Origin of the sequence: Micromonospora sp. NPDC005174 (assembly GCF_040608495.1) — a bacterium.
Lineage (GTDB): Bacteria > Actinomycetota > Actinomycetes > Mycobacteriales > Micromonosporaceae > Micromonospora.
Map to the genome: position 1 here is coordinate 119897 of NZ_JBEXIJ010000002.1, position 21057 is coordinate 140953.

Genomic DNA, 21057 nt, shown 5'->3' on the forward strand with positions numbered 1-21057 from the left:
TTCATGATCAACGGGCTCGGGCGGGGGGTGGGCGGGGGGAGGGCAGGGGGGTGGGCGGGGGGTGGGGGTGGGGGTTAGGCGCCGGGGCGGGGGAAGGCTGCCGGGCTGCGGAGGCCCGCTCGGTTGACCGCGCGGATGCCGAAGAAGACGTTGTCCTTGGACAGGTCGATGCTGACCTCGGTGACGTCACCGACCCCGATCACCCGCTGCCACTCGGCGGCCGTGGTCTCCCGCCACACCACCTCGTAGCCGGCGAGGTCCGGCTCGTCGCCGCGCTGCCAGCGCAGTGTGGTGTTGTTGGTCAGGTCGGTGGTCACGATGATGGCGCCCTTGGGCGTACCGGGGGCCTGGGCCAGCGACCACAGGGCCGCGCCGTTCACCCTCGCCACCCGCGCGATGTACCCGAAGTCGCAGAACTCCGGCAGGTCACCGAACTGCTTGCCGTCCTGCACGCGGACGTCCTGGTGCTGGTGGGCGAAGTCCTCGTTCGGCTCCGTGAACCTCGCCGCCGGCCAGCCCTCGCGCAGGAACGAGATGTGGTCGCTGCCGCGCAGGTAGCGGTCCCGCCGGTAGATCACCCGTACCCGCATGCCGGTCGCGTCGTTGTCCGCCACGTCCCGGACGAACCGAGCGAGCTGGCGCGACGGTGAGTCGTTCTCGCCGCCGACGGACTGGCGGGTGGTGGCCTCCGCCGGCGTCTCCGCAGTCGGCACACCCTCGGCGAACAGTCGCACCGTGTACGGGTCGCGGGCGCCGTCGTCGGCGGTGCTGCTGCCCATGATGTCGTCGCTGAACATGCCCTGCACGTCGACGCCGGCCGCCTTGAGCTGCGCGGCCAGGTATGCCGAGCCGTACAGGCCCTGCTCCTCGGCGGCCACCGCGGCGAACACGATGGTGGCGGCCGTCGGCCGGCTGGCCATCAGTCGGGCCAGCTCCAGCACCACGGCCACACCCGAGGCGTCGTCGTCCGCTCCGGGGGCGTCACTGACGGCGTCCATCACGTCGGTGACCCGGGAGTCGTAGTGGCCGGTGACCACGTACGTGCGGTTCGGCGACGTTCCGCCGCGCAGGGTCGCGACCACGTTGGTGATCCGGGTGGCGGTGGGAATCCGGGACGCGGGCTGCTGGACGTACGACTGGAGTTCGACAGTCATCCGGCCGCCGGAGGTGGCCGCGTACTCCTGCAAGCGGGCGTGGATCCAGTCCCGGGCGGCGCCGATGCCCCGCTCGGGGTCGTCCTGGTCAGAGAGGGTGTGCCGTGTGCCGAACGCGGCGAGCCGGCGCACGATCGCCTCGATCCGGCGTGGGTCGACCTGGCGCAGCAGCTCGCGCAGCTCACGGTCGGGACGCTGGGGGTGGGCCGCGCGCCCGGGGCCGGCGGGGCCGGCGTCGGCGGCGGCAGGCGCGGCCAGCCCCGGCAGCGCGACGGTGGCGGCGGTCGCCGCGGTGGCGGCGGAGGCGGACAGGAAGGTGCGGCGGGTGGGCCTCGTGGGTGGCCCGCCGATGTCGTCTGATCCCATTGGGGCATCCTGCCCATCGATGGTGGTGTCTGTCCATATCGCTCGACGTGGATGGGTGGTGGAGCTGTCGGCGGAACCGACGTTTGTCCTGGGCTGCGACGGGAAACGGCCGGCAATGACGAAACCTCGTGTGGTGATCGTGGGGGCCGGGTTCGCCGGTTACCACGCGGCGAAGACGTTGAGCCGGATCGCTCGGGACCGTGCCGAGATCGTGGTGCTGAACTCGACCGACTACTTCCTGTACCTACCGTTGCTGCCCGAGGTGGCCGCCGGGGTGGTCGAGCCCACGCGCATCGCCGTTCCGCTGACCGGGACTCTGAAGGGCGTCCGGGTGGTGATCGGCGAGGCGGACCACGTCGACCTGCAGAACCGCTGGGTCGGCTTCACCCAGCCCGAGGGGGAGAAGAACCGCCTGGCGTACGACCGGCTGGTCCTCGCCGTGGGCAGCGTCAACAAGCTGCTGCCCATCCCGGGTGTCACCGAGTACGCGCACGGCTTCCGCGGTCTGCCGGAGGCCGTCTACCTGCACGACCACATCGTCCGCCAGGTGGAGTTGGCCGAGCAGGCCGAGGACCCGGCCGAGCAGCGGGCCCGCTCCACGTTCGTCGTGGTCGGCGCGGGCTACACCGGCACCGAGGTCGCCGCGCACGGCCAACTGTTCACCGACGCCCTGCACGCACAACGTCCCCGGCTCACCGTCCGGCCCCGCTGGATGCTGCTCGACGTCGCTCCCCGGGTGCTGCCCGAGCTGGACAAGCGCATGTCCGAGACCTCGCACAAGGTGCTCGAACGGCGCGGCGTGGACGTGCGGATGGGTACCTCGGTGGCCGAGGCGACCTGCGACGGGGTCAAGCTCACCGACGGCGAGTACGTCCCGACCTGCACGCTGGTGTGGTGTGTGGGGGTGCGGCCCGACCCGTTCGTCAACGAGCTGGGCCTGCGCACCGAGCGGGGCCGGCTGGTCACCGACGAGTACCTGAACGTCCCCGGCTACCCGGAGGTCTTCGCCTGCGGTGATGCCGCCGCCGTGCCCGACCTGGTCAATCCCGGGCAGATCTGCGGTATGACGGCCCAGCACGCCGAGCGGCAGGGTAAGCGCGTGGCGCACAACATCGCCGCGTCGTACGGCTTCGGGAAGCGTAGGCCGTACAAGCACCACGATCTGGGCTGGGTGGTCGACCTGGGCGGCAAGGACGCCGCCGCGAACCCGTTGCACGTTAACCTGGCCGGGCTGCCGGCCAAGGCGGTCACCCGGGCGTACCACCTGATGGCGATGCCCGGCAACCGCACCCGCGTGGGGGCCGACTGGGTGCTCGACGCCGCGCTCACCCGCTCGGCGGTGCAGTTGGGGCTGGTCCCGGCTAATGCGGTGCCGCTGGAGAGCACCTCACCCGAGGTCGCGGCGCGCGGTCGCTGAGCGGCGTCGCGGGGCGTACTCGCGCAGCAGGATCTGCACGATCCCGGCGGCGGGGATGGCCAGCAGCGCGCCGAGCAACCCGGCCAGCTCCGCCGCGAGCAGCAGGCTGAGCAGCACGGTCAGCGGGTTGAGTCGGACCGCGCGGGCGAAGATGAGCGGCTGGAGCAGGTGGTTCTCCACCTGCTGGTAGACGACGAAGAAGACGAGCACGACGACACCGGCGGTGGGGGAGTGCAGGAACCCCGCCCCGGCGGCGACCACCGCACCGATCGTCGCGCCCACCAGCGGTATCAGGTCGGCGACCGCGACCAGCAGCGCGATCACGCCGGCGAACGGCACGCCGGTGAGGCTCAACACCAGGAACGTCAGCACGCCGCAGATCACGCTGATCAACAGGTTGCCGGTGAGGTAGCCCGTCACGGTCCGCGACACCTCCCGGCCGACGCGGCGCAGCCGCTCGCCCTGACCGTCCCCGGCCACCGCGAGGGCGCCCCGGGTGATCCGCGGCGATTCCAACACCATGAGGTACGCCAGCACGACGACCGTGACCAGCCCCGCGACCCCCTCCACGACGCCACGCAGCACCCCGACGGCGGGTTGCCGCAGCCGACCGCTCACGGCGCGCAGCTCCTCGGAGTGCGCGGCGACGTAACGGCGTACCCCGGTGCGTTCCAGGAACGCACCGACCGGGCCGCGTCCGGCGCGCGCGTCGCGCAGCAGCTCGGGCCCCCGCTCGGCGAACCGGCCCACCTCGTCGAACAGCGGCACCAGGATCACCGTGGCGAGGACCGCCAGCACGACGAACGCGGCGAGGAAGACGAGCAGCGTGGCCAGCGCCCGGCGGCGTACGAACCGGCGTTGCAGTCGGTCCACGGCCGGTTTGAGCGCGACCGCGAAGAAGGCGGCCACCACCGCCCAGACGAGCACCCGGCGGGTCGCGTACACGAAGGCCAGCGCGAGTGCGGTGGCCAGCACCAGTCCGATCACGACCAGGGCCCGGCGGGCGGTGGCCCGATCGTCGGCGTTGCTCACCCACCGGGCCTTCCCCGCGCAGACCGCCGGAAACCCGGCATTGCGGACGGTTGGCGACTACCTAAACGTCGGTGTCACGAAGGGGGTGTGCGCCGGCCACGAACGTGTCGAGGGCGGCGGCGTGCAGCAACCCACCCGCGATCGGGTCGCGCAGCGCGGCCACCGCGAGCCGACCGACCGGCAGCCCTCCGGGGCGGTGCGTGGCGGCGAGCACCAGGTTGCCGTAGCGCCGGCCGCGCAGCATCCGGCGGTCACCGAACACGCAGACGTCCCCAAAGACCGCCCGCAGTGTCGCCACCTGTACGCGGGTGCCGACCAGCGGCGGCAGGTCCGTCACGTTGACCAGGTAGAGACCTCCGGGCCGCAGGGCACGGGCCACCTCGGCGGTGAACTCCACGGTGCGGACGTGCCGGGGCATCCGGGCGGCCCGGTAGATGTCGGCGATCACCAGGTCGTACGCGCCCGCCCTGGCGGCGGTGACCGCGTCCCGGGCGTCGGCGACCTCCACCCGCACCTCGGGCGGCAGCGGCGGCAGTGCCCGGGCCACCAGCTCGACCACGGCGCGGTCCCGCTCGACGACCCGTTGCGTGGAGCCGGGCCGGGTGGCGGCCAGCCAGCGGGGCAGCGTCAACGCGCCGCCGCCGAGGTGCAGCGCGCTCAGCGGTACGCCCGCCGGCGCCGCCAGCTCCACCGCCGAGGCGATCCGGCGGACGTACTCGAAGTGCAGGTGCCGAGGATCCTCGACGTCCACGTACGACTGCTCCACGCCGGCGGAGAGCAACGTCCGGCCGGTCCGGCGGACCGGATCGACGACCAGCTCCAACCGGTCGGCGGTGCGGTTCATGACGGCACGCTAACCGAGCGCCCGACGGGCCGGCGGCGCGGGAGCACCCGCGTCCGCCGGCCCGCGTAGGCCGTGGTGGCGGTCAGCCGCCGGCCATTCCGGCGCCGGCCTCGTCGATCGCGTCGTCGACCGAGTGGGCGAGGTCCACGTCGAGCGCGGTCACCCCGTCGGCCTGGTTGGTGCGGACGGTCAGCACGGCTGCCGTGCCGCCCGGACGCCCGATGCTCGGGCCGCGACCGGTCTCCTGGCGCAGCCGGTCGAGGCGGGCGAGCACCCGGTCGAGGTTGTCCGGCGGCAGCGCGACCACGCGATACAGGCCGGAGGCGTCACCGGCCCAGTACGGCAGGTCGTCCAGAGCCGCCTGGAGCTGCTCCTCGTCCAGGAGGGGCGTGGTGGTGGAGGCGCCCACGATGCCGCCGCCGGCCGCCGGCGGGTTCAGCAGCTCCCGCAGACCGTCGGGGACGTGCAGGGACTCGATCAGATCGCCGTCCTGCTCGGCGAGCGCGGCGATCGTCGCCTCCGCCTGGTAGCGGGCCTGCTCCGGCGTACGTCCGCTGATCCGGCCCACCTCGGCCAGGAAGCCGGGCAGGTCCCGGTGCCGCTCGATGCCGTCCACGGGCACGACGTCGTGCAGCGAGTTCGGCACGGCGGCGAGCAGTCGTTGCCGCTCGGCCGCGTCGAGCGCGAAGGCCAGCACCAGCACTGTCGCCTCGGCGCCCACCTTCGCCGTCGAGAAGTCGACCCCGGACCGGCGTCGGACGTCCTCGACCAGATCGCGGTAGCCCACGCTCGTCACTCCGGCCGCCCCGCCAGGAGGTGGCTGGGGGCGCGGATTGTCCGGGGTGCCCCTGGTCGGGGGCGCCGGTCCGCCACGCGTGGTGTCCGACTTGTGCCGACCGGCTGGCGGCGGGCCGGCCCGTCTGCCCTGTTCCAGGCTGGTGAGCTGCTTGGACGCGCTCAGGCTCGCGCCGTACTCGCTGGGCTGGCCGCCCTGCTCGCGGGCCTGCCGGGCCAGCGCCCGGCGGCGCTGGTTGTCGCCCTCCATCTGCTTGCGCATGGTGACGCCCCTTCCGCTGGGGATCGATCCTGCGCCGGTCGCGTTCCCGCCGTGCCGGGAGCCGAAACGGGCGCTGCCGGCCGGGTAGGGCTGAGCGCTGGCCGCGCTTCATCCGCCCGGGGTGAGGGGTGCTCACCCGCGCGGACCGCAGGATCGGGGCAGGACCGCAGTTCTTCCGAGGTACGCGGAAGGAAGGTCGTCATGAAACGGATCGTCGAGATCGTTCCCGCTCGACCCGGCTGGTACGCCCGCTGGCAACTCACGCCCGACGCGACCCGGTGCTATCCGGTGAGCCTGTGGGCGTTGCTGGAGGAGGCCGACGGAACCGGCCGCGAAGTGGTCGGGATGGACTGCATCGGCCAGTGGCCGGGTGCCGACGACAACGAGGCGGGTGGGGAGTTTGTCCGCTACCTGTACCAGACGCCCGACTCGGGGGAACCCGACGACATCGAACCCCCGTCGACGATCGAGCTGCGCGACGGCGCGCCCCGGCTCCAGCCGATGACCGCGCCCTAGGCATTTCTCCGGCCCCCGACCCCAGGTCCCAGGGTCGGGGGCCACCCCCTGCCCGGGGGCGGCGGCGTGCGGCCGTCAGCCGGTGGCGCGCAGGTCGTCGTCGACGGCCGTCTGCACACTCAGCAGCTCGGTGAGGCCGGTGCGGTCCAGCAGTTGCTGCACCTGCCTGCTGACGCCGGTGAGTCGGATCGACCCGGCAACCCGGCGCACGATCAGCAGGGCGCTCAGCCCGGACGAGTCGCAGAGGCCGACGCGGCTCAGGTCGATCGTCACCTGCTGCCCGCCGCGCAGGTCGGCCGCCGCGGCGACCAACTCGGGAGCGGTTTCGTAGTCGAGCTCGCCGGTCAGCCGAAGCCGGACGTGGTCGGCGTCGGGCCGGCTCACCTCGATGGTCAACAGCTGGTGGGCCATTGCACCATGTTCCCAGTCCCCGCACGGATCGCAACTCCCGGGGCGGCGCGCCGCCCCGGGTCCGCCCGCTACCTGAGCCTGGGCCCGGGCCTGCTGTCGGATGCCGGTCGCGGCAGACCGGCGTAGGGTGGGTGGACTGGTACGGGTTCGGGTGGACGACAAGGAGTGAGGCTCAGCTGGTGACTGCTTCCGACGTCAGGGACTGGGACCCGGGCGACGGACGGATCTCCACGCCGAGTACCACACAGGCCCCGACGTGGTCCGCTGACGCACCGTCCTGGCCCGCACCCGCGCTACCGTCGCTGGCCCCCGATCGTGACCAGGCCACCCCGGACTGGTCCGAGGTCGTCGAGCACTTCCGCGAGGGCCTGGTGGTCTGCGACGCGAACGGCATCGTCCGACACGTGAGCCCCGTCGCCGAGCGGTTGTTGCCCGAGGTGACCCCTGGTGAGTCGCTGGTCGCCTCCGGAGTGCCGGGATTGGCCGAGGCGACGCCGGGGAGTTTCACCCACCACGGCCGTCGACTCACAGCCCGCCAGGTGCCGCTGTCCGCCGGTCGCTGCTGCTGGTACGTGGAGGACGTCACCGAAAGCGTCAGCCGTGCCGACGCGCTGCTCGCCGAGCGGGCGCGCTCGGCCTTCCTCGCCGTGGTGGGCGACAAGCTGGGCAACCCGCTGCACCCCGACCGGGCCGCCGCGGCGGTCGTCCGGCTCGCCCTGCCGACCCTTGCCGAGGTGGCCGTGCTGGTGCTCGCGCCGCGTGCGGGGCAGGCCCGGTGGTGGCGGGCCTCCCGGGTCGACGACGAGACCCCGATCGTCGACACCGGCATCCTCACCGGCGACACCCTGCCGCCGGCGATCGCCGAGGGGCTGACCGGTGTCGAGCCGCACGCCGTCGACTGGCTGGTGGAGCAGGCGGTCGACGCCGGCTGGCTATCCGGTCTCGCGGGCGCCGACAGCACCGCCCGGGTCGTGCCGCTGCCCGGCCGCGACACCCCCGTCGGGGTGCTGCTGGTCGCCCGGCGCTCCACCCGCTGGTACGACGAGGACGACGCCCAGTTGATCCGCGCCTTCGCGGCGCGGGCCGGTGCGGCGCTGACCACCGCCCAGCTCTACCGCGACCAGGCGGAGGTCGCCGACACCCTGCAGGCCAGCCTGCTGCCGGTCGAGCCGACCGAGGCCGCCGGCGTGCAGTGGGGCACCGCGTACCGCCCGGCGCAGGCGGGGCTGCGCATCGGCGGCGACTTCTACGGTTCGCACCGGCTCGCCGACGGCGGTTCCTTGTTCTTCCTGGGCGACGTCTCCGGCAAGGGCGTCGAGGCCGCCGTGTTCACCGGCCAGCTCCGCCAGTGCCTCCAGGCTCTGCACCGGGTGGAATCCCATCCGGGGCGGCTACTGCGGCTGCTCAACGACGCCCTGCTGGAGACGACGCAGGCCAACGGTCAGGGCCGCTTCGCCACGATCGTGCTGGGTGTGGCCCGTGGGCAGCGCGACGGAGGCCTGACACTCACGATGGCCGGAGGCGGGCACCTGCCCCCGCTGGTGCTGCGCAACTCGGGCGAGGTCGAGACGGTGCCGCTGCGCGGCATGCTGATCGGGGTGGTGCCCGACCCGCGCGTCGGTGAGGTGACCGTACTCCTGGCACCGGGTGAGACGTGCCTGCTCTACAGCGACGGCGTGACCGAGGCCCGTGGAGGCCGTCGGGGCGACGAGCAGTTCGGCGCGGAACGGCTGGTCACCGCCGTGACGGGGTGTCAGCGCATGCCGGCGCCGGCCCTGGCCGAGCGCGTGGAGCAGCTCACCTGCGACTGGCTGGGCCACCGCGACCACGACGACATCGCCGTCCTGGCGCTGCGCGCGGTCAACCCCGTCAGCCGCGGCGCGCGACACCTGCACGCCGTGCCCACGCTGACGAACACCGACGAGCAGAGGACGAGCCCCGCGTGACCGCCCCCGCCGCGACGACGGACCCGACCGACGCCTATCCAGGCTACCTGACCTGCCTCGCCGACGCCGACGAGTACGCCGCGATCGACGTGGCGATCGGCCTGCTGGACGCGGGAGTGTCGCCGGAGCGGGTGCTGCTCGACCTGGTCGCGCCGGCGCAGGCCGAGGTGGGTGAGCGGTGGGCCCGCAACGAGTGGAGCGTGGCTCAGGAGCATGCCGCCACCCACATCAGCGAACGGGTGGTCGCCGCTGTGGCGGCCCACGCCGACACCCGTCCGACCGGCGGTCATGTCGTGGTGGCCTGCATGGACGGGGAGTGGCACGCCCTGCCACCCCGCCTGGTGGCCGAGGTGCTGCGGTTACGCGGCTGGCAGGTGACCTTCCTGGGCGCCAGCGTGCCGGCGGCGCACCTCGTGTCGTACCTGCACCGGTACGACGCGCAGGCCGTCGCGTTGGCCTGCGCGCTGCCGATGCGGCTGCCGCACGCCCATCGGATGATCGAGGCCTGCCGGCGTTCGGACGTGCCGGTCGTGGTCGGTGGGCGGGGCTTCGGCGCGGACGGCCGGTGGGCGGCCCGGCTCGGCGCGGCCTGGGCACCGAACGCCCCGGCGGCGGCCGAGCTGATCGCCGATGAGCGGGCGTTGCGCCGGGTGCCGACGGCGCAGCTCGCGCACCTGGCCGACGACGAGTACGCGAGTCTGGTCCGCCGCCGTGGCGAGCTCATCGACAGCGCGCTGACCGACCTGCGCGAGCGGGTGCCGGCGACGCGCGAGTACACGGCCGCCCAGCTCGACTCGACCGTGAGCGACCTGGGTCACATCCTGGATTCGCTGGCCGCCGCGCTCTACGTCGACGACGCCTCGCTGTTCACCGAGTTCGTCGACTGGCTGGCCGAGATCCTGACGAGCCGGAGGGTGCCGGCGAGCGCCGTCGAGGAGACCCTGGAGCATGTCGCCGCCGCGCTGCGGGACTTCCCGCGTGCGGCGCACGCGTTGGCCCTGGGCCGTGCCGGGCTGGCCGCCGCGTCCCGTTCCGCCGTCTGACCAGCGCCGTCAGACGATCGCCACAGGCTGCGGCCTGTCGCACCCCCCTGCGTATACTTGCCGCACTGCAAACGTCCCACCCCATCGGTGGAGCGAGCGAGGGGGAGACGGTGACGTTCAGTGTCAGCGACGCCGAGCGCGACGGCGGTGCCGCCTGCCTGCGGCTCGCCGGCGAGCTGGACCTGAGCACGGCCGGTGAGTTGGCTGCCGCCATCGAGCGGCTCAATGCCGCCGGCGAGCGCCGGGTGCTGCTCGACCTCACCGATCTGACCTTCTGCGACTCCACCGGGATGGCCGTTTTCGTTCGGGGCGACAACCAGGCCGCCGCCGACGGGGGCTGGCTGAGGATCACCGGCGCCAGTGGGCGGGTCGAGCGCGTGTTGCGGATCACCGGCCTGGCCGACGTGCTCCGATACGTCGCGGACACGGCCGACCCGGCGTCCCAGACCGCCCCCTGATGGGCTAGATTTCCCCGCCAGCGTGGTGACCGTCCGGTCCCCATTCTCCGCCGACCCGAGGCAGGTAGTGATGGGCGACAGCCCGCAGCCGGTACGCATCCTGGTGGTCGACGACGATCCCGGCGACGTGCTGATGATCGAGGAAGCGTTGGCCGACTCCGACGTCGAGAAGATCATCGACGTGGTCAGTGACGGCGAGGAGGCGATGGAGTTCCTCCGGGCCGAGGGTCGCCACTCCGAAGCCCGTCGACCGGACATGATCCTGCTCGACCTCAACATGCCGCGCATGGACGGGCGTCAGGTGCTCGGGGCGGTCAAGCAGGACGAGGATCTGCGGACCATCCCGATCGTCGTGCTGACCACTTCCAACGCGGACACCGACATCGTCGGCAGCTACACGTTGCAGGCCAACGCGTACGTCACCAAGCCGATCGACCTGGACGACTTCAACGACGTGGTACGCCGCATCGATGAGTTCTTCGGCCGCGTGGTCGTGCTGCCCAAACGCGCCTGATCCGCCCGTCCCGCGCATGCTGAACAATTTTCCCGAACCGCTTCGGTGGGCGTCGTCGCGCCCGAGGATCCAGGTGGGGAAGTAACAGCGGCTGCCTGGGGGGCGACAGTATGAGGTTCTCCGTCGTGAAGACCGGCTACGACCAGCGGCAGGTGGATTCCTGCCTGGACGAGCTGGCGATCCGGTTGTCCCGGCTCGCGGCACGGGCGGAGGGCGCCGCCGGGACGACCCGCGAGTGGGACGAGATCCGCCAGGAGGCGACCTGGCTCAGTGGCCTGCTGCGGCGGCTGGATCTGGGCGACGCCGCCGCCACCCGGCCGGCCGGCGACGTGGGGCGTCAGGAGGCAGCCGAGATCCTGGCGCAGGCCCGCCGCGTGCTGGACGAGGCCCGCGAGGAGGCCCGTCGGGTCCGCGAGCAGGCGTACACGGACGCCGTGCAGGCCCGGCGCGACTTCGAGGAGACGCTGCACGCGCGCCGCCGCCGGGAGGGGCTGGTGGACGAGATCCTCACCGGCGTGACCGTCGAACCGGTGCCGGCCGACACGCCCACGGCGGCGGCCGGTACGGGCGTACCCGCGACCCGGGTGGCTACCGGTGGCCGGGACAGCGGCGCGCAGCCGCCCACCGGCCACACGACCCGCTGAGGGGGCGTCAGGCCAGGAGCGCCGCCGTCACGGTGGTGGCGCGCTCCTCGTGCGGGGCGTACGCGTCGGGGTAGGCGGAGACCTGGACGGCCTGGGCCGCGGCGGTGACGCTCATGTCCTCCCAGCCGGGGATCTCGGCCAGGGCGGTGTAGAAGGCCCGGGCGGCGTACGACGGGCGCATCAGCTCGGCGACCGTTCCCCACCCGCTGCTGGGTCGCTGCTGGAACAGTCCGACCGAGTCGTGGTCGGAGCCGCTGCCCTGGTGCGGGTACTCGCTCGACTCCGGCAGCACGTCGCTGGCCAGGTTGTAGAGGTTGCTCTCCTGGATGGCGGTCGCGAGCGCCACCACCAGGGCGCGGCGCGGCATCTTCAGCTCCCGGCCGACGTCCACGATGATTTTGGCGTTGTCCATCTGCGCCTGGTCGAGTCCGGCGACCGGGCGCGGCCGGCGTGGCTTGGCCGGCTTGCGGGGCGCCTTGCGGGTCACGGTGGGCGCCGGGGTCGGCGAGGCGGTCGGGGTGGGGATGACCCGGGCCGGGGCGGCGTCGCGGTCCAGCGACCGGGAGGCGCGCTCGTCGGCGATGGCGGCACGGTCGGCCAGCGCGTCGGCGATCGGCCGTACCGGCTGCGGGGCCTCCGGCGTGTCGCGGGTGGCGGCGAACGCGCCCAGGCCGAGGCAGCACGTGACGCCGGTGGCCAGGGCGATCCGCACCGGGGTGGACCCGAGCAGTGCGCGGCGCGGCGAATCGGGGACCCGGTGACGGCCGATCGTCCGTTCGGTTGATGCGGCGTCCCCCGTGCGGGTGGTCGAGGGCGCGTCGGTCAGCTTCTGGGCGGAGGGGTCGTCGGGATGCACCCGCCGAGGCTAGATAGTTGACCGTCCGCTGCCATCGGTCCGTAGAGTGGCATGCGCCACAATTTGCCCGAATCCTGGTCATAGCATCGGTCGAAAGACGGCTATGCCGGCATAACCTCGCCGATCAGGCGAGACGGGTATTCCCGATTCGGCAGGTCAACTCGGTCACCGTGCACCAGTGGCGGGTCGATCCCCGCCACCCTCTGATCGTCCCCCGTTCGGTGGATCACAGGCTCCACCGAACGCGTGAGGTCGGCGCGTCCGACGGCTGACTGCCCCTCAGTGTCGACCGTTCTCCGCCGGGGTGACGGTCAGCCGGTGCCGCGTGTTGTCACCGCTGGAGAAGGGCCAGAGCCGGTCGGCGTACTCGACCAGGTCGGCCAACTGCGACCGGCTCAGACCGGCGGAGGAGATCGAGGCGTGCACGTCGGCCCGGTAACGGCCGTCGTCGTCGCGGCCCAACTTCGCCTCGGCGCGTACCTGGACGGTGTGCGCCTCGTCGGTGATCTCCCCGGCCGCCTCCACCGCCGCGTGGTGCAGGCAGGACGCGAAGGCCGCCGCCAGCAGCTGCTCCGGTCTCAGGCCGGTGCAGTGCGCCGCCAGCGGCGACGCGAGCGGCGTGGAGAGCCCGCCGTCATCGGTTCGGACGTGGCCACCCTCGGCGGTGGCGGTGGCCTCGTGCAGCCAGGAACTCGGACTCGGCATCGCGTTCCTCCCGTCGCTCACCGCCGGCTACCCGGCCGGGGGCGGGTGAAACGCCGGGTTCAGCTCCCGTCGACGACCGACAGCGCCTCGGTGGCCTGCGCCGCGGCCCGTTCGGTCCACGGCGACGTCGTCGACGGTGGCCGCTGCGTGGGGATCGCCATCGGCACGTACACCCGGGCGTCGACGACCTCGGCCAGCAGCAGCGCCGCGACCAGGCTGGTCGGACGCTCCGCCGGATCGTCGGCCAGGCAGGAGCGGCACAACTCGGACACCTCCGGCGGGAGCCCGTCGATCTCCGGTAGTGGCTCGGGCGGCCGGGACCGACGTGCCCTCAGCATCTCGGCCGAGGTGTCCGCCCGGTACGGCAACAGGCCGGTGAGGCAGTAGTAGAGGAGCACGCCGAGCGCGTACATGTCGGCGGCCGGAGTGGCGAGAGCGCCGTCGAACTGCTCGGGTGCCAGGTACGCCGGAGTGCCGAGCAGGATGCCGTCGGGCATCGGGTCCGGTGTGTCGGCCAGGGTGGCGATGCCGAAGTCGAGGACCTTCACCCCCGCCGGGGTGAGGATGACGTTTGCCGGTTTCACGTCGCGGTGCACGAGACCACTCGCGTGGGCGGCGGACAGTGCGGCGGCGACCTCGGCGCACACCCGTACCGAGATGCGCCAGTCCAGCGGCCCCGACCGCAGGTGCGCGGCGAGTGTCTCGCCCTCGGCCAACTCCATGACGATATAGGGAACCGGGCGGCCGGGCAGCGTCGACGAGGTGCCGAAGTCGTGCACGCTGGCAACGTTCGGGTGCACCAACCGGGCCGCCGAACGGGCCTCCGTGCGGATGCGGTCCACCGTGTCGTGGTTGCCCGCCGGGCCGGGCGCGATCAGCTTGACCGCGACCGGCCGGTCCAGCACGCGGTCGTGGGCCCGCCACACCTCGGACGTCCCGCCAACGCCGATACGCTGTTCGAGCTGGTACCGCCCGTCCAGCGTACGCATCGACAACTCCTCGTCCTCGTCCCGCCGACGGCGGGTGCCTTCGATCGCGGTACCCGGGGGCCGAGCTGGGCAAACCGCGACGGCCGCCGATCCCGCCGTACCTCGGGCTGGGCCGCCGTCGGGTGCGGTAGCTTGCGAGCCAGGGCCACACGCACCGAGTGTGTCGGCACCCTCACGCAAGGGAGTGCGATGGACGAGGTCACCGTACGCTTCGTCGGCGGTCCCGCGGACGGCCTGGTCCGCGAGGTGCCGGCCGAGTCGGACGGCGTCCCTCCGCGGCGGTGGATCATGCGGCACCCGGGCGGCACCGGCCCGACGCAGCCGGGCCCCGACCACCTCTACGAGCGCGACCAGCCCGACGGTCACGGCGGGTGGAGCATGCGGTTCGTGCGGACCGACGCGTACGGGGTCTCCGAGTGACCACTGTCGGAGCCTGAGCGGTGGCCCGGCGTCCCGGCCGCACAGCTGGCACACAGGCGGAACAGAGGCGCGACACAGCCGAGGTGTCCACCATGGGCGGCATGGTCATCCAGGGGCAGACCGTGCCGGGCCGGATCGAGTTGCGCCGTCCGGACGGCGAACCGGTCCGGGTGCTGGTGGTCGACGACGAGGCGACGCTGACCGACCTGCTGTCGATGGCGTTGCGCTACGAGGGTTGGCAGGTGCGTAGCGCCGGCAACGGTATGGCGGCGCTGAGCGCCGCGCGGCAGTTCCAGCCGGACGCCGTCGTGCTCGACGTGATGCTGCCCGACCTGGACGGCTTCCAGGTGCTGCGTCGTCTGCGCGAACACGCCCCCACCGTGCCGGTGCTCTTCCTGACGGCCCGCGACGCGGTCGAGGAGCGCATCGCCGGGCTGACCGTGGGCGGCGACGACTACGTGACCAAGCCGTTCAGCCTGGAGGAGGTGATCGCCCGGCTCCGCGCGCTGCTGCGCCGCTCGGGCTTCGCGGTCGCCGCCCAGGAGGAGGCGGTGCTGACCGTCGGCGACCTCAGCCTCGACGAGGACAGTCACGAGGTCCGCCGCGCCGGCCAGCTCATCACGCTGACCGCGACCGAGTTCGAGCTGCTGCGCTATCTGATGCGGAACCCGCGCCGGGTGCTCAGCAAGGCGCAGATCCTCGACCGGGTGTGGAACTACGACTTCGGCGGCCAGGCCAACGTGGTGGAGCTGTACATCTCGTACCTGCGCAAGAAGATCGACGCAGGCCGGCCGTCGATGATCCACACGCTGCGCGGCGCGGGCTATGTCCTCAAACCCGCCGACTGACGCACCTCGGCGCGGGCGGCCGACGCGCGCCGTCCGACGCTGGCTCGCCGGCTGGTCCCTGCGGACCCGGCTGGTGCTCGCCCTCGTCGTTCTGCTCGCCCTGGTCAGCGTCGCGATCGGCGGGCTCACCACGGTCGCCCTGCGGCACTTCCTGATCGGCCAGGTCGACGCCCAGCTGACGATGGGGGACCGGCCGCGTGACGTACCGCCGTGGTTCCGCCCGGGCGGCGACCCCGGCCGGCCCGCGCCACGCCCGGGCACAGCCGCACCGCCGTCGCCGGAGCCCCCGCGCGGCTTTCCGCCGGGCTCGATCGCCGTACGCCGCACCGACGGCGTCACCATGGCGACGAGGAGCACCGACAGCGGCAGCCTCGCCGAGGTGCCCGCCGCCGACGCCGCACTGCTGACCGCGCTGCCCACCGACGGTCGGCCGCGTACGGTCACCCTCGGCGACGGCGACGTCCGGGCGGCGGCGCGGCAACTGCCCAACGGGATCGTGGTGGCCGTGGCGATTCCGCTCAGCGGCGTACAGGACACCGTGTGGGCGCTGGTCGCCGCGCAGGCCGGGGTCGCCGGCGTCGGGCTGCTCCTCGCCGGCGGCGCGGGCGCCCTGATCGTGCGCGCCACGCTGCGACCGCTGCACCGGGTGGCCGCCACCGCGACGAGGGTCACCGAGCTGCCGCTGGACCGGGGCGAGGTCGCGCTCGCCGTCCGGGTGCCGGCCGCCGACACCGACCCCCGTACCGAGGTCGGCCAGGTCGGGGCGGCGCTGAACCGCATGCTGGGCCACGTCGCCGACGCGCTGGTCGCGCGGCAGGCCAGCGAGACCCGGGTACGTCAGTTCGTCGCCGACGCCAGCCACGAGCTGCGTACCCCGCTGGCGGCCATCCGTGGGTACGCCGAGGTGGCCCGGCGCGGGCGCGACGAGGTCCCCGCCGACGTGGCGCACGCGCTGCGCCGCGTCGAGTCCGAGAGCACCCGGATGACGAGCCTCGTCGACGACCTGCTGCTGCTGGCCCGGCTCGACACCGGCCGGCCGCTCGCCGTCGACCCGGTCGACCTGTCCGCCCTCGTGGTGGACGCGGTCAGCGACGCGCACGTGGCCGGCCCGGACCATCGCTGGCGGCTCGACCTGCCGCAGGTGGTCATCCGGGTGCCCGGCGACGCCGCCCGCCTGCACCAGGTGGTGGCGAATCTGCTGGCCAACGCCCGCGTGCACACCCCGCCGGGCACGACGGTCACCACCACGCTCGCCGTCGAGGCGGACACCGCCGTGCTCACCGTCGCCGACGACGGACCGGGCGTGCCTGCGGAACTGCGGCCGGAGATGTTCGAGCGGTTCGCGCGGGGCGACAGCTCCCGGTCCCGGGCACACGGCAGCACCGGGCTCGGCCTGGCGATCGTGGCGGCGGTGGTGGAGGCGCACCACGGCACGGTCGCCGTCGACAGTCACCCGGGTCGAACGGTGTTCGCCGTCCGCCTGCCGAATCCCACAGCTGACGCATAGGTGGCCCACGGGGTGCCGCCAGCCCGGCCGCCGAGGCTGGCCGCATGGACCGAACAGACTCCCTGTCGACGACGCCTGCCGAACCGGTCGAGCCGCCGCACCCGAGCACGCGTCCCGAGGAACACCCGCCGCCGGGCGGTTCGGCGGCCTGGACCCGGCCCGCCCTGCTGGTCCTGCTTCTGGGCACTGCCCTGCTCTACCTGTGGGGTCTGGGCGCCTCCGGATGGGCCAACTCGTTCTACGCGGCGGCCGCGCAGGCCGGCTCGGCGAGCTGGAAGGCGTTCTTCTACGGCTCGTCGGACGCGGCCAACTCGATCACCGTGGACAAGACGCCCGCCTCGCTGTGGCTGATGGCCCTGTCGGTACGCGTCTTCGGGCTGAACGCCTGGGCGATACTCGTTCCGCAGGCGCTCTGCGGGGTCGCCTCGGTCGGCGTGCTGTACGCGAGCGTGCGGCGGTGGTACGGGCCGGTTGCGGGCCTGATCGCCGGCGCGGTCCTCGCCCTCACCCCGGTGGCGACGCTCATGTTCCGCTTCGACAATCCCGACGCGCTGCTCGTGCTGCTGCTGGTCGCCGGCGCGTACGCCACCGTGCGCGCGTTGGAGACGGCCGAGACCCGGTGGATCGTGCTGGTGGGTGCGTTGGTCGGCCTGGGGTTCCTGACCAAGATGCTCCAGGCGTTCCTGCTGGTGCCGGTGTTCGCCGGCGTCTACCTGCTGGCCGCCCCGACCGGACTGTGGCGGCGGGTTCGACAACTGCTGCTGGCCGGCCTCGCGGTGGTGGTGGCCGCCGGATGGTGGGTGGCCATCGTCGAACTCGTCCCGGCCAGCGCCCGCCCGTACGTCGGCGGGTCGCAGGGCAACAGCATCCTGGAGCTGACCCTCGGCTACAACGGCCTCGGTCGGATCACCGGCGACGAGGTGGGCAGCGTCGGCGGTGGTGCCGGACGGATGGGCGGTGGCGGTGGCCCGTTCTCCGGGCAGACGGGCCTGCTGCGGATGTTCGACGGCGAGGTCGGTGGTCAGATCTCCTGGCTGCTGCCGGCCGCGCTGATCCTGCTGGTCGCGGGCCTGCTGGTGGCCGGGCGGGCCGCGCGTACCGACCGCACCCGGGCCGGTCTGCTGCTGTGGGGCGGTTGGCTGCTGGTCACCGGTCTGATCTTCAGCTTCATGTCCGGGATCTTCCACGCCTACTACACCGTGGCGCTCGCACCGGCCGTCGGCGCGCTGGCCGGCATCGGCGTCACCCTGCTCTGGCGGCAGCGCGGCCGGCAGGGGTGGCGTCCGCTGGCCGCCACGGTGACGCTCGCCGCCACCCTCGCGGTCAGCGTCTGGTGGGCGTGGGTGCTGCTCGGGCGCAGCCCCGACTGGTACCCGTGGTTGCGTACCCTCGTGCTGGTCGCCGGTCTGCTCGTCGCGGCCCTGCTTCTGCTCGCCGCCCGACTGCCCCGGTGGTTGGTGCCCGTGGTGCTCGGTGTCGGCGCGGCGGCGGCCCTCGCGGGGCCGGCGGCGTACGCGGCGCAGACCGCCGCGACCCCGCACACCGGCTCGATTCCGAGCGCCGGCCCGGCGGTGGTGGGCGGTTTCGGCCGTGGCGGCTTCCCCGGCGGGCGACCGCCCGGCGGCGGCCAGTTCCCCGGCGGCGGCCAGTTCCCCGGAGGTGGGCAGTTCCCCGGCGACGGCCAGTTCCCCGGCGGTGGCCGCAACGGCGGGCAGGCTCCGGGCGGCCAGTTCCCGGCCTTCCCGGGCGGTAGCCGCAACGGCGGCCAACCTCCGGGCTTCCCGGGTGGCGGTCAGCGGCCTGGCACCGGAGGTGGTCGGGAGGCCGGCGGCGGCATGGGCGGTCTGCTCGACTCCCGTGAGCCCAGCGCCGCGCTGCGTGAGCTGCTGGAGCGCGACAGCGAGGACTACACGTGGGTGGCGGCCACCATCGGTTCCAACAACGCCTCCGGCTACCAGTTGGCCACCGGCGACCCGGTGATGCCGATCGGTGGCTTCAACGGCAGTGACCCGTCACCGACCCTCGCCCAGTTCCAGCGTCACGTCGCCGACGGAAAGATCCACTATTTCATCGGTGGAGGTGGCTTCCGGGCCAACGGGGGCAGCTCGGCCGCGCAGGAGATCGCCGTCTGGGTCGCGCAGACCTTCACGGCGCAGACCGTCGACGGGGTCACCCTCTACGACCTCAGCGCCACGGCGGGGGCGTCATGACCACGCTGGGCGGACCGCGGGCCGCCGTCCAGGTGCCATCTGACGCCGCCGGAACGGTGCTGGACGTGGTCATCCCCGTCCACAACGAGGAGGTCGACCTCGGGCCGTGTGTCCGGCGACTGCACGCCCACCTGAGCGAGCACTTCCCGTACCCGTTCCGGATCACCATCGCCGACAACGCCAGCGTCGACGACACGCTGACGGTCGCCGACGGGCTCCGCGCTGAACTGCCGGGCGTCGAGGTGCTGCACCTGGACGCCAAGGGTCGGGGGAGAGCGCTGTCCGCCGCGTGGTCGGCCTCGTCCGCGCCGGTGCTGGCGTACATGGACGTGGACCTGTCGACCGACCTGGCGGCGCTGTTCCCCCTTGTCGCACCGCTCATCTCCGGTCACTCCGACCTGGCGATCGGCACCCGGCTGGCGCGTACGTCCCGGGTGGTGCGTGGCGCCAAACGGGAGGTCGTGTCCCGGGCCTACAACCTGCTGCTGCGGGGCGCGCTGTTCGCGCGGTTCTCCGACGCGCAGTGCGGGTTCAAGGCGATCCGCGCGGACGTCGCCGGTGAGTTGCTGCCTCTCGTGCGGGACACCGGGTGGTTCTTCGACACCGAGCTGCTGGTGCTCGCCCAACGGGCCGGGCTGCGCATCCACGAGGTGCCGGTGGACTGGGTCGACGACCCGGACAGCCGCGTCGACATCGTCGCCACCGCCCTGGCCGACCTGCGGGGGATGGGTCGGCTCGGTCGGGCGTTGGTGACCGGCGCGCTGCCGCTGGCCGAGCTGCGCGCGCAGGTCGGTCGCACGCCGCTGGCCGCGCCGCCGACCCGGGTGCCGGTCGGGCTGCCCCGGCAGTTGGTCCGGTTCGCCGCCGTCGGGGTGGCCAGCACCCTGGCGTACCTGCTGCTCTTCGTGGCCACGCGGGGCGCGCTCGGCGCGCAGCCGGCGAACCTGTTGGCCCTGCTGGTGACCGCAGTGGCGAACACGGCCGCGAACCGGCGGCTGACGTTCGGCATCACCGGTAGCCGGCACGCCGGTCGACACCACGCCCAGGGGCTGCTGGCGTTCGCGCTTGGCCTGGCGCTGACCAGCGGGGCGTTGGCGGTGCTGCACGCCGTCGTGGCGGTGCCCGCCCGGCCGGTGGAGCTGGCGGTCCTGGTGGCCGCGAACCTGGCCGCGACCGTGCTGCGCTTCGTGCTGTTGCGCCTCGGCATGCACCACCGGCGGGGCTGAGACCGCAGCGGTTCAGCCGTTCAGCATCTGCGCGAGGACCTCGACGACGCGTCGGGTGTGCCGCCCGTCGGGGTCCTCGTCGGCGTTCAGGTCGGTCACGCTCATCCCGAGCAGCCGGTCGGCGCGGGCCAGCGGGGTGACCAGCGCGACGAGGTCGGGCCAGCGCAGCCCGTCCGGCTCCGGGTACGTCACCGCGGGCAGGTCCCGCGGGTCCACCACGTCCAGGTCGAGGTGCAGCCAGGCCGGCCCGTCGCCGTCGGCAGCCAGACTCGCTCCGACTGCGCCGGCACCGAGACGCAGCAGGTCGGGTGCGGGCACCTGGTGGATCGCGGGATCGATCCGGGACGCCTCGACCCGACTGCTCTCGTCGGTGCCCGGGCGGTGGCCGAGCAGGTGCACCCGCGCGGGGTCGAGCAGCGCGCCGTCGACCCCGATGGCGGCGGTGGGCCCGTGCCCGGTGACCACCGATAGGTCCATGTCGGCGGCCTCGCCGGTCGGCGAGGTCGCCCCGTCGAGGAAGTCGGGGTGCGCGTCGACGAACCACAGCTCCGTCGTGCGGGGCAGGGCTCGGCAGATACCGGGAAGGATCGCGCAGTCGCCCCCGAGCACCAGCGGTCGGTGACCGTCCGCGATCAGCGCGCCGACCCGCGCGCTGATGGCGGCGCCGGCCCGGACCAGGTCGTCGGCGCCGATCACCCCGCTGGCGGGTTCCCGGTGCGGGTCCCGCAACCGGGCCTCGGCGATCGGCCCGTCGTCGTCGCTGCCCAGGGCGTCGCGCAGGCCGGCCCGGCGCAGGGCCGACGGTGCCCGCTCCTCGCCACGGCCGCTGCCGGAGGAGTCCAGTGGCGCGTCCACGATCATCCAACGCACGCTTCGCAGCCTACCGACGAGGAC

General features: G+C 73.4%; 21 protein-coding genes. 12 read left to right on the forward strand and 9 right to left on the reverse strand.

Going from position 1 to position 21057, the window contains the following annotated elements:
• Window positions 1–74 precede the first annotated feature (74 nt).
• Window positions 75–1520, reverse strand: a complete 1446-nt coding sequence (locus tag ABZU91_RS02700) for a M20/M25/M40 family metallo-hydrolase (RefSeq protein ID WP_355233214.1) — start codon at window positions 1518–1520, stop codon at window positions 75–77.
• 115 nt (window positions 1521–1635) lie between these two features.
• Here ABZU91_RS02700 and ABZU91_RS02705 point away from each other — a divergent pair, with 115 nt between their 5' ends.
• The gene (locus tag ABZU91_RS02705; protein WP_355233215.1) at window positions 1636–2937 is read left to right on the forward strand and encodes an NAD(P)/FAD-dependent oxidoreductase; all 1302 of its coding nucleotides are present in this window, start codon (window positions 1636–1638) and stop codon (window positions 2935–2937) included.
• Here ABZU91_RS02705 and ABZU91_RS02710 read toward each other — a convergent pair.
• The 3 genes from ABZU91_RS02710 to ABZU91_RS02720 form a co-directional block, all read right to left on the reverse strand.
• Complete coding sequence (locus ABZU91_RS02710; protein WP_355233216.1) at window positions 2908–3969, reverse strand: AI-2E family transporter; 1062 nt, start codon at window positions 3967–3969, stop codon at window positions 2908–2910. The genes ABZU91_RS02705 and ABZU91_RS02710 overlap by 30 nt on opposite strands.
• A gap of 61 nt (window positions 3970–4030) precedes the next feature.
• Complete coding sequence (locus tag ABZU91_RS02715; RefSeq protein ID WP_355233217.1) at window positions 4031–4813, reverse strand: fused MFS/spermidine synthase; 783 nt, start codon at window positions 4811–4813, stop codon at window positions 4031–4033.
• A gap of 82 nt (window positions 4814–4895) precedes the next feature.
• A complete protein-coding gene (locus ABZU91_RS02720; RefSeq protein WP_355233218.1) occupies window positions 4896–5870 on the reverse strand; it encodes a DUF2267 domain-containing protein in 975 nt (324 codons plus the stop codon).
• Between the two features lie 201 nt (window positions 5871–6071).
• On the opposite strand from ABZU91_RS02720, the gene ABZU91_RS02725 reads away from it, so the two are divergent.
• On the forward strand, window positions 6072–6386 hold the full coding sequence (locus tag ABZU91_RS02725) for a hypothetical protein (RefSeq protein WP_355233219.1): 315 nt from the start codon (window positions 6072–6074) through the stop codon (window positions 6384–6386).
• Window positions 6387–6461: 75 nt separating this feature from the next.
• On the opposite strand, the gene ABZU91_RS02730 is transcribed toward ABZU91_RS02725, so the two are convergent.
• Window positions 6462–6797 carry an STAS domain-containing protein gene (locus ABZU91_RS02730; protein ID WP_355233220.1) on the reverse strand — a complete coding sequence of 112 codons (336 nt, stop codon included), beginning with the start codon at window positions 6795–6797 and terminating at the stop codon, window positions 6462–6464.
• A gap of 179 nt (window positions 6798–6976) precedes the next feature.
• Here ABZU91_RS02730 and ABZU91_RS02735 point away from each other — a divergent pair, with 179 nt between their 5' ends.
• The 5 genes from ABZU91_RS02735 (at window position 6977) to ABZU91_RS02755 (ending at window position 11402) form a co-directional block, all read left to right on the forward strand.
• On the forward strand, window positions 6977–8743 hold the full coding sequence (locus ABZU91_RS02735; protein WP_355233221.1) for a PP2C family protein-serine/threonine phosphatase: 1767 nt from the start codon (window positions 6977–6979) through the stop codon (window positions 8741–8743).
• Entirely contained in the window at window positions 8740–9786 is a 1047-nt protein-coding gene (locus ABZU91_RS02740; RefSeq protein ID WP_355233222.1) for a cobalamin B12-binding domain-containing protein, read from the forward strand. Before ABZU91_RS02735 ends, ABZU91_RS02740 begins: the two co-directional genes overlap by 4 nt.
• 110 nt (window positions 9787–9896) lie before the next feature.
• A complete protein-coding gene (locus tag ABZU91_RS02745; RefSeq protein WP_355233223.1) occupies window positions 9897–10244 on the forward strand; it encodes an STAS domain-containing protein in 348 nt (115 codons plus the stop codon).
• Window positions 10245–10314: 70 nt separating this feature from the next.
• Window positions 10315–10758 carry a response regulator gene (locus tag ABZU91_RS02750; protein ID WP_355233224.1) on the forward strand — a complete coding sequence of 148 codons (444 nt, stop codon included), beginning with the start codon at window positions 10315–10317 and terminating at the stop codon, window positions 10756–10758.
• A gap of 110 nt (window positions 10759–10868) precedes the next feature.
• Complete coding sequence (locus ABZU91_RS02755) at window positions 10869–11402, forward strand: ATPase (protein ID WP_355233225.1); 534 nt, start codon at window positions 10869–10871, stop codon at window positions 11400–11402.
• Window positions 11403–11409: 7 nt separating this feature from the next.
• Here ABZU91_RS02755 and ABZU91_RS02760 read toward each other — a convergent pair whose 3' ends face one another.
• From ABZU91_RS02760 to ABZU91_RS02770, 3 genes are all read right to left on the reverse strand, one after another.
• Window positions 11410–12258, reverse strand: coding sequence for a hypothetical protein (locus ABZU91_RS02760; protein ID WP_355233226.1), 849 nt, complete (start codon window positions 12256–12258; stop codon window positions 11410–11412).
• A 279-nt stretch (window positions 12259–12537) separates the two neighbouring features.
• A complete protein-coding gene (locus ABZU91_RS02765) occupies window positions 12538–12963 on the reverse strand; it encodes an OsmC family protein (RefSeq protein WP_355233227.1) in 426 nt (141 codons plus the stop codon).
• Window positions 12964–13022: 59 nt separating this feature from the next.
• Window positions 13023–13952, reverse strand: coding sequence for a serine/threonine-protein kinase (locus ABZU91_RS02770; RefSeq protein WP_355233228.1), 930 nt, complete (start codon window positions 13950–13952; stop codon window positions 13023–13025).
• Between the two features lie 189 nt (window positions 13953–14141).
• Between ABZU91_RS02770 and ABZU91_RS02775 the strand changes: the two genes are divergently transcribed.
• From ABZU91_RS02775 to ABZU91_RS02795, 5 genes are all read left to right on the forward strand, one after another.
• Window positions 14142–14372 (forward strand): hypothetical protein, encoded by a 231-nt coding sequence (locus ABZU91_RS02775; RefSeq protein WP_355233229.1) that lies wholly within the window; start codon window positions 14142–14144, stop codon window positions 14370–14372.
• A gap of 101 nt (window positions 14373–14473) precedes the next feature.
• Window positions 14474–15220, forward strand: a complete 747-nt coding sequence (locus tag ABZU91_RS02780; RefSeq protein WP_355233678.1) for a response regulator transcription factor — start codon at window positions 14474–14476, stop codon at window positions 15218–15220.
• A complete protein-coding gene (locus ABZU91_RS02785) occupies window positions 15198–16727 on the forward strand; it encodes a HAMP domain-containing sensor histidine kinase (RefSeq protein WP_355233230.1) in 1530 nt (509 codons plus the stop codon). Before ABZU91_RS02780 ends, ABZU91_RS02785 begins: the two co-directional genes overlap by 23 nt.
• A 44-nt stretch (window positions 16728–16771) precedes the next feature.
• Window positions 16772–18937 (forward strand): glycosyltransferase family 39 protein, encoded by a 2166-nt coding sequence (locus ABZU91_RS02790; RefSeq protein ID WP_355233231.1) that lies wholly within the window; start codon window positions 16772–16774, stop codon window positions 18935–18937.
• A complete protein-coding gene (locus ABZU91_RS02795; protein WP_355233232.1) occupies window positions 18934–20163 on the forward strand; it encodes a glycosyltransferase in 1230 nt (409 codons plus the stop codon). The genes ABZU91_RS02790 and ABZU91_RS02795 overlap by 4 nt, the downstream gene beginning before the upstream one ends.
• Window positions 20164–20175: 12 nt before the next feature.
• Here the strand turns inward: ABZU91_RS02795 and ABZU91_RS02800 are convergent, their stop codons facing one another.
• A complete protein-coding gene (locus tag ABZU91_RS02800) occupies window positions 20176–21024 on the reverse strand; it encodes an arginase family protein (RefSeq protein ID WP_355233680.1) in 849 nt (282 codons plus the stop codon).
• Window positions 21025–21057 lie beyond the last annotated feature (33 nt).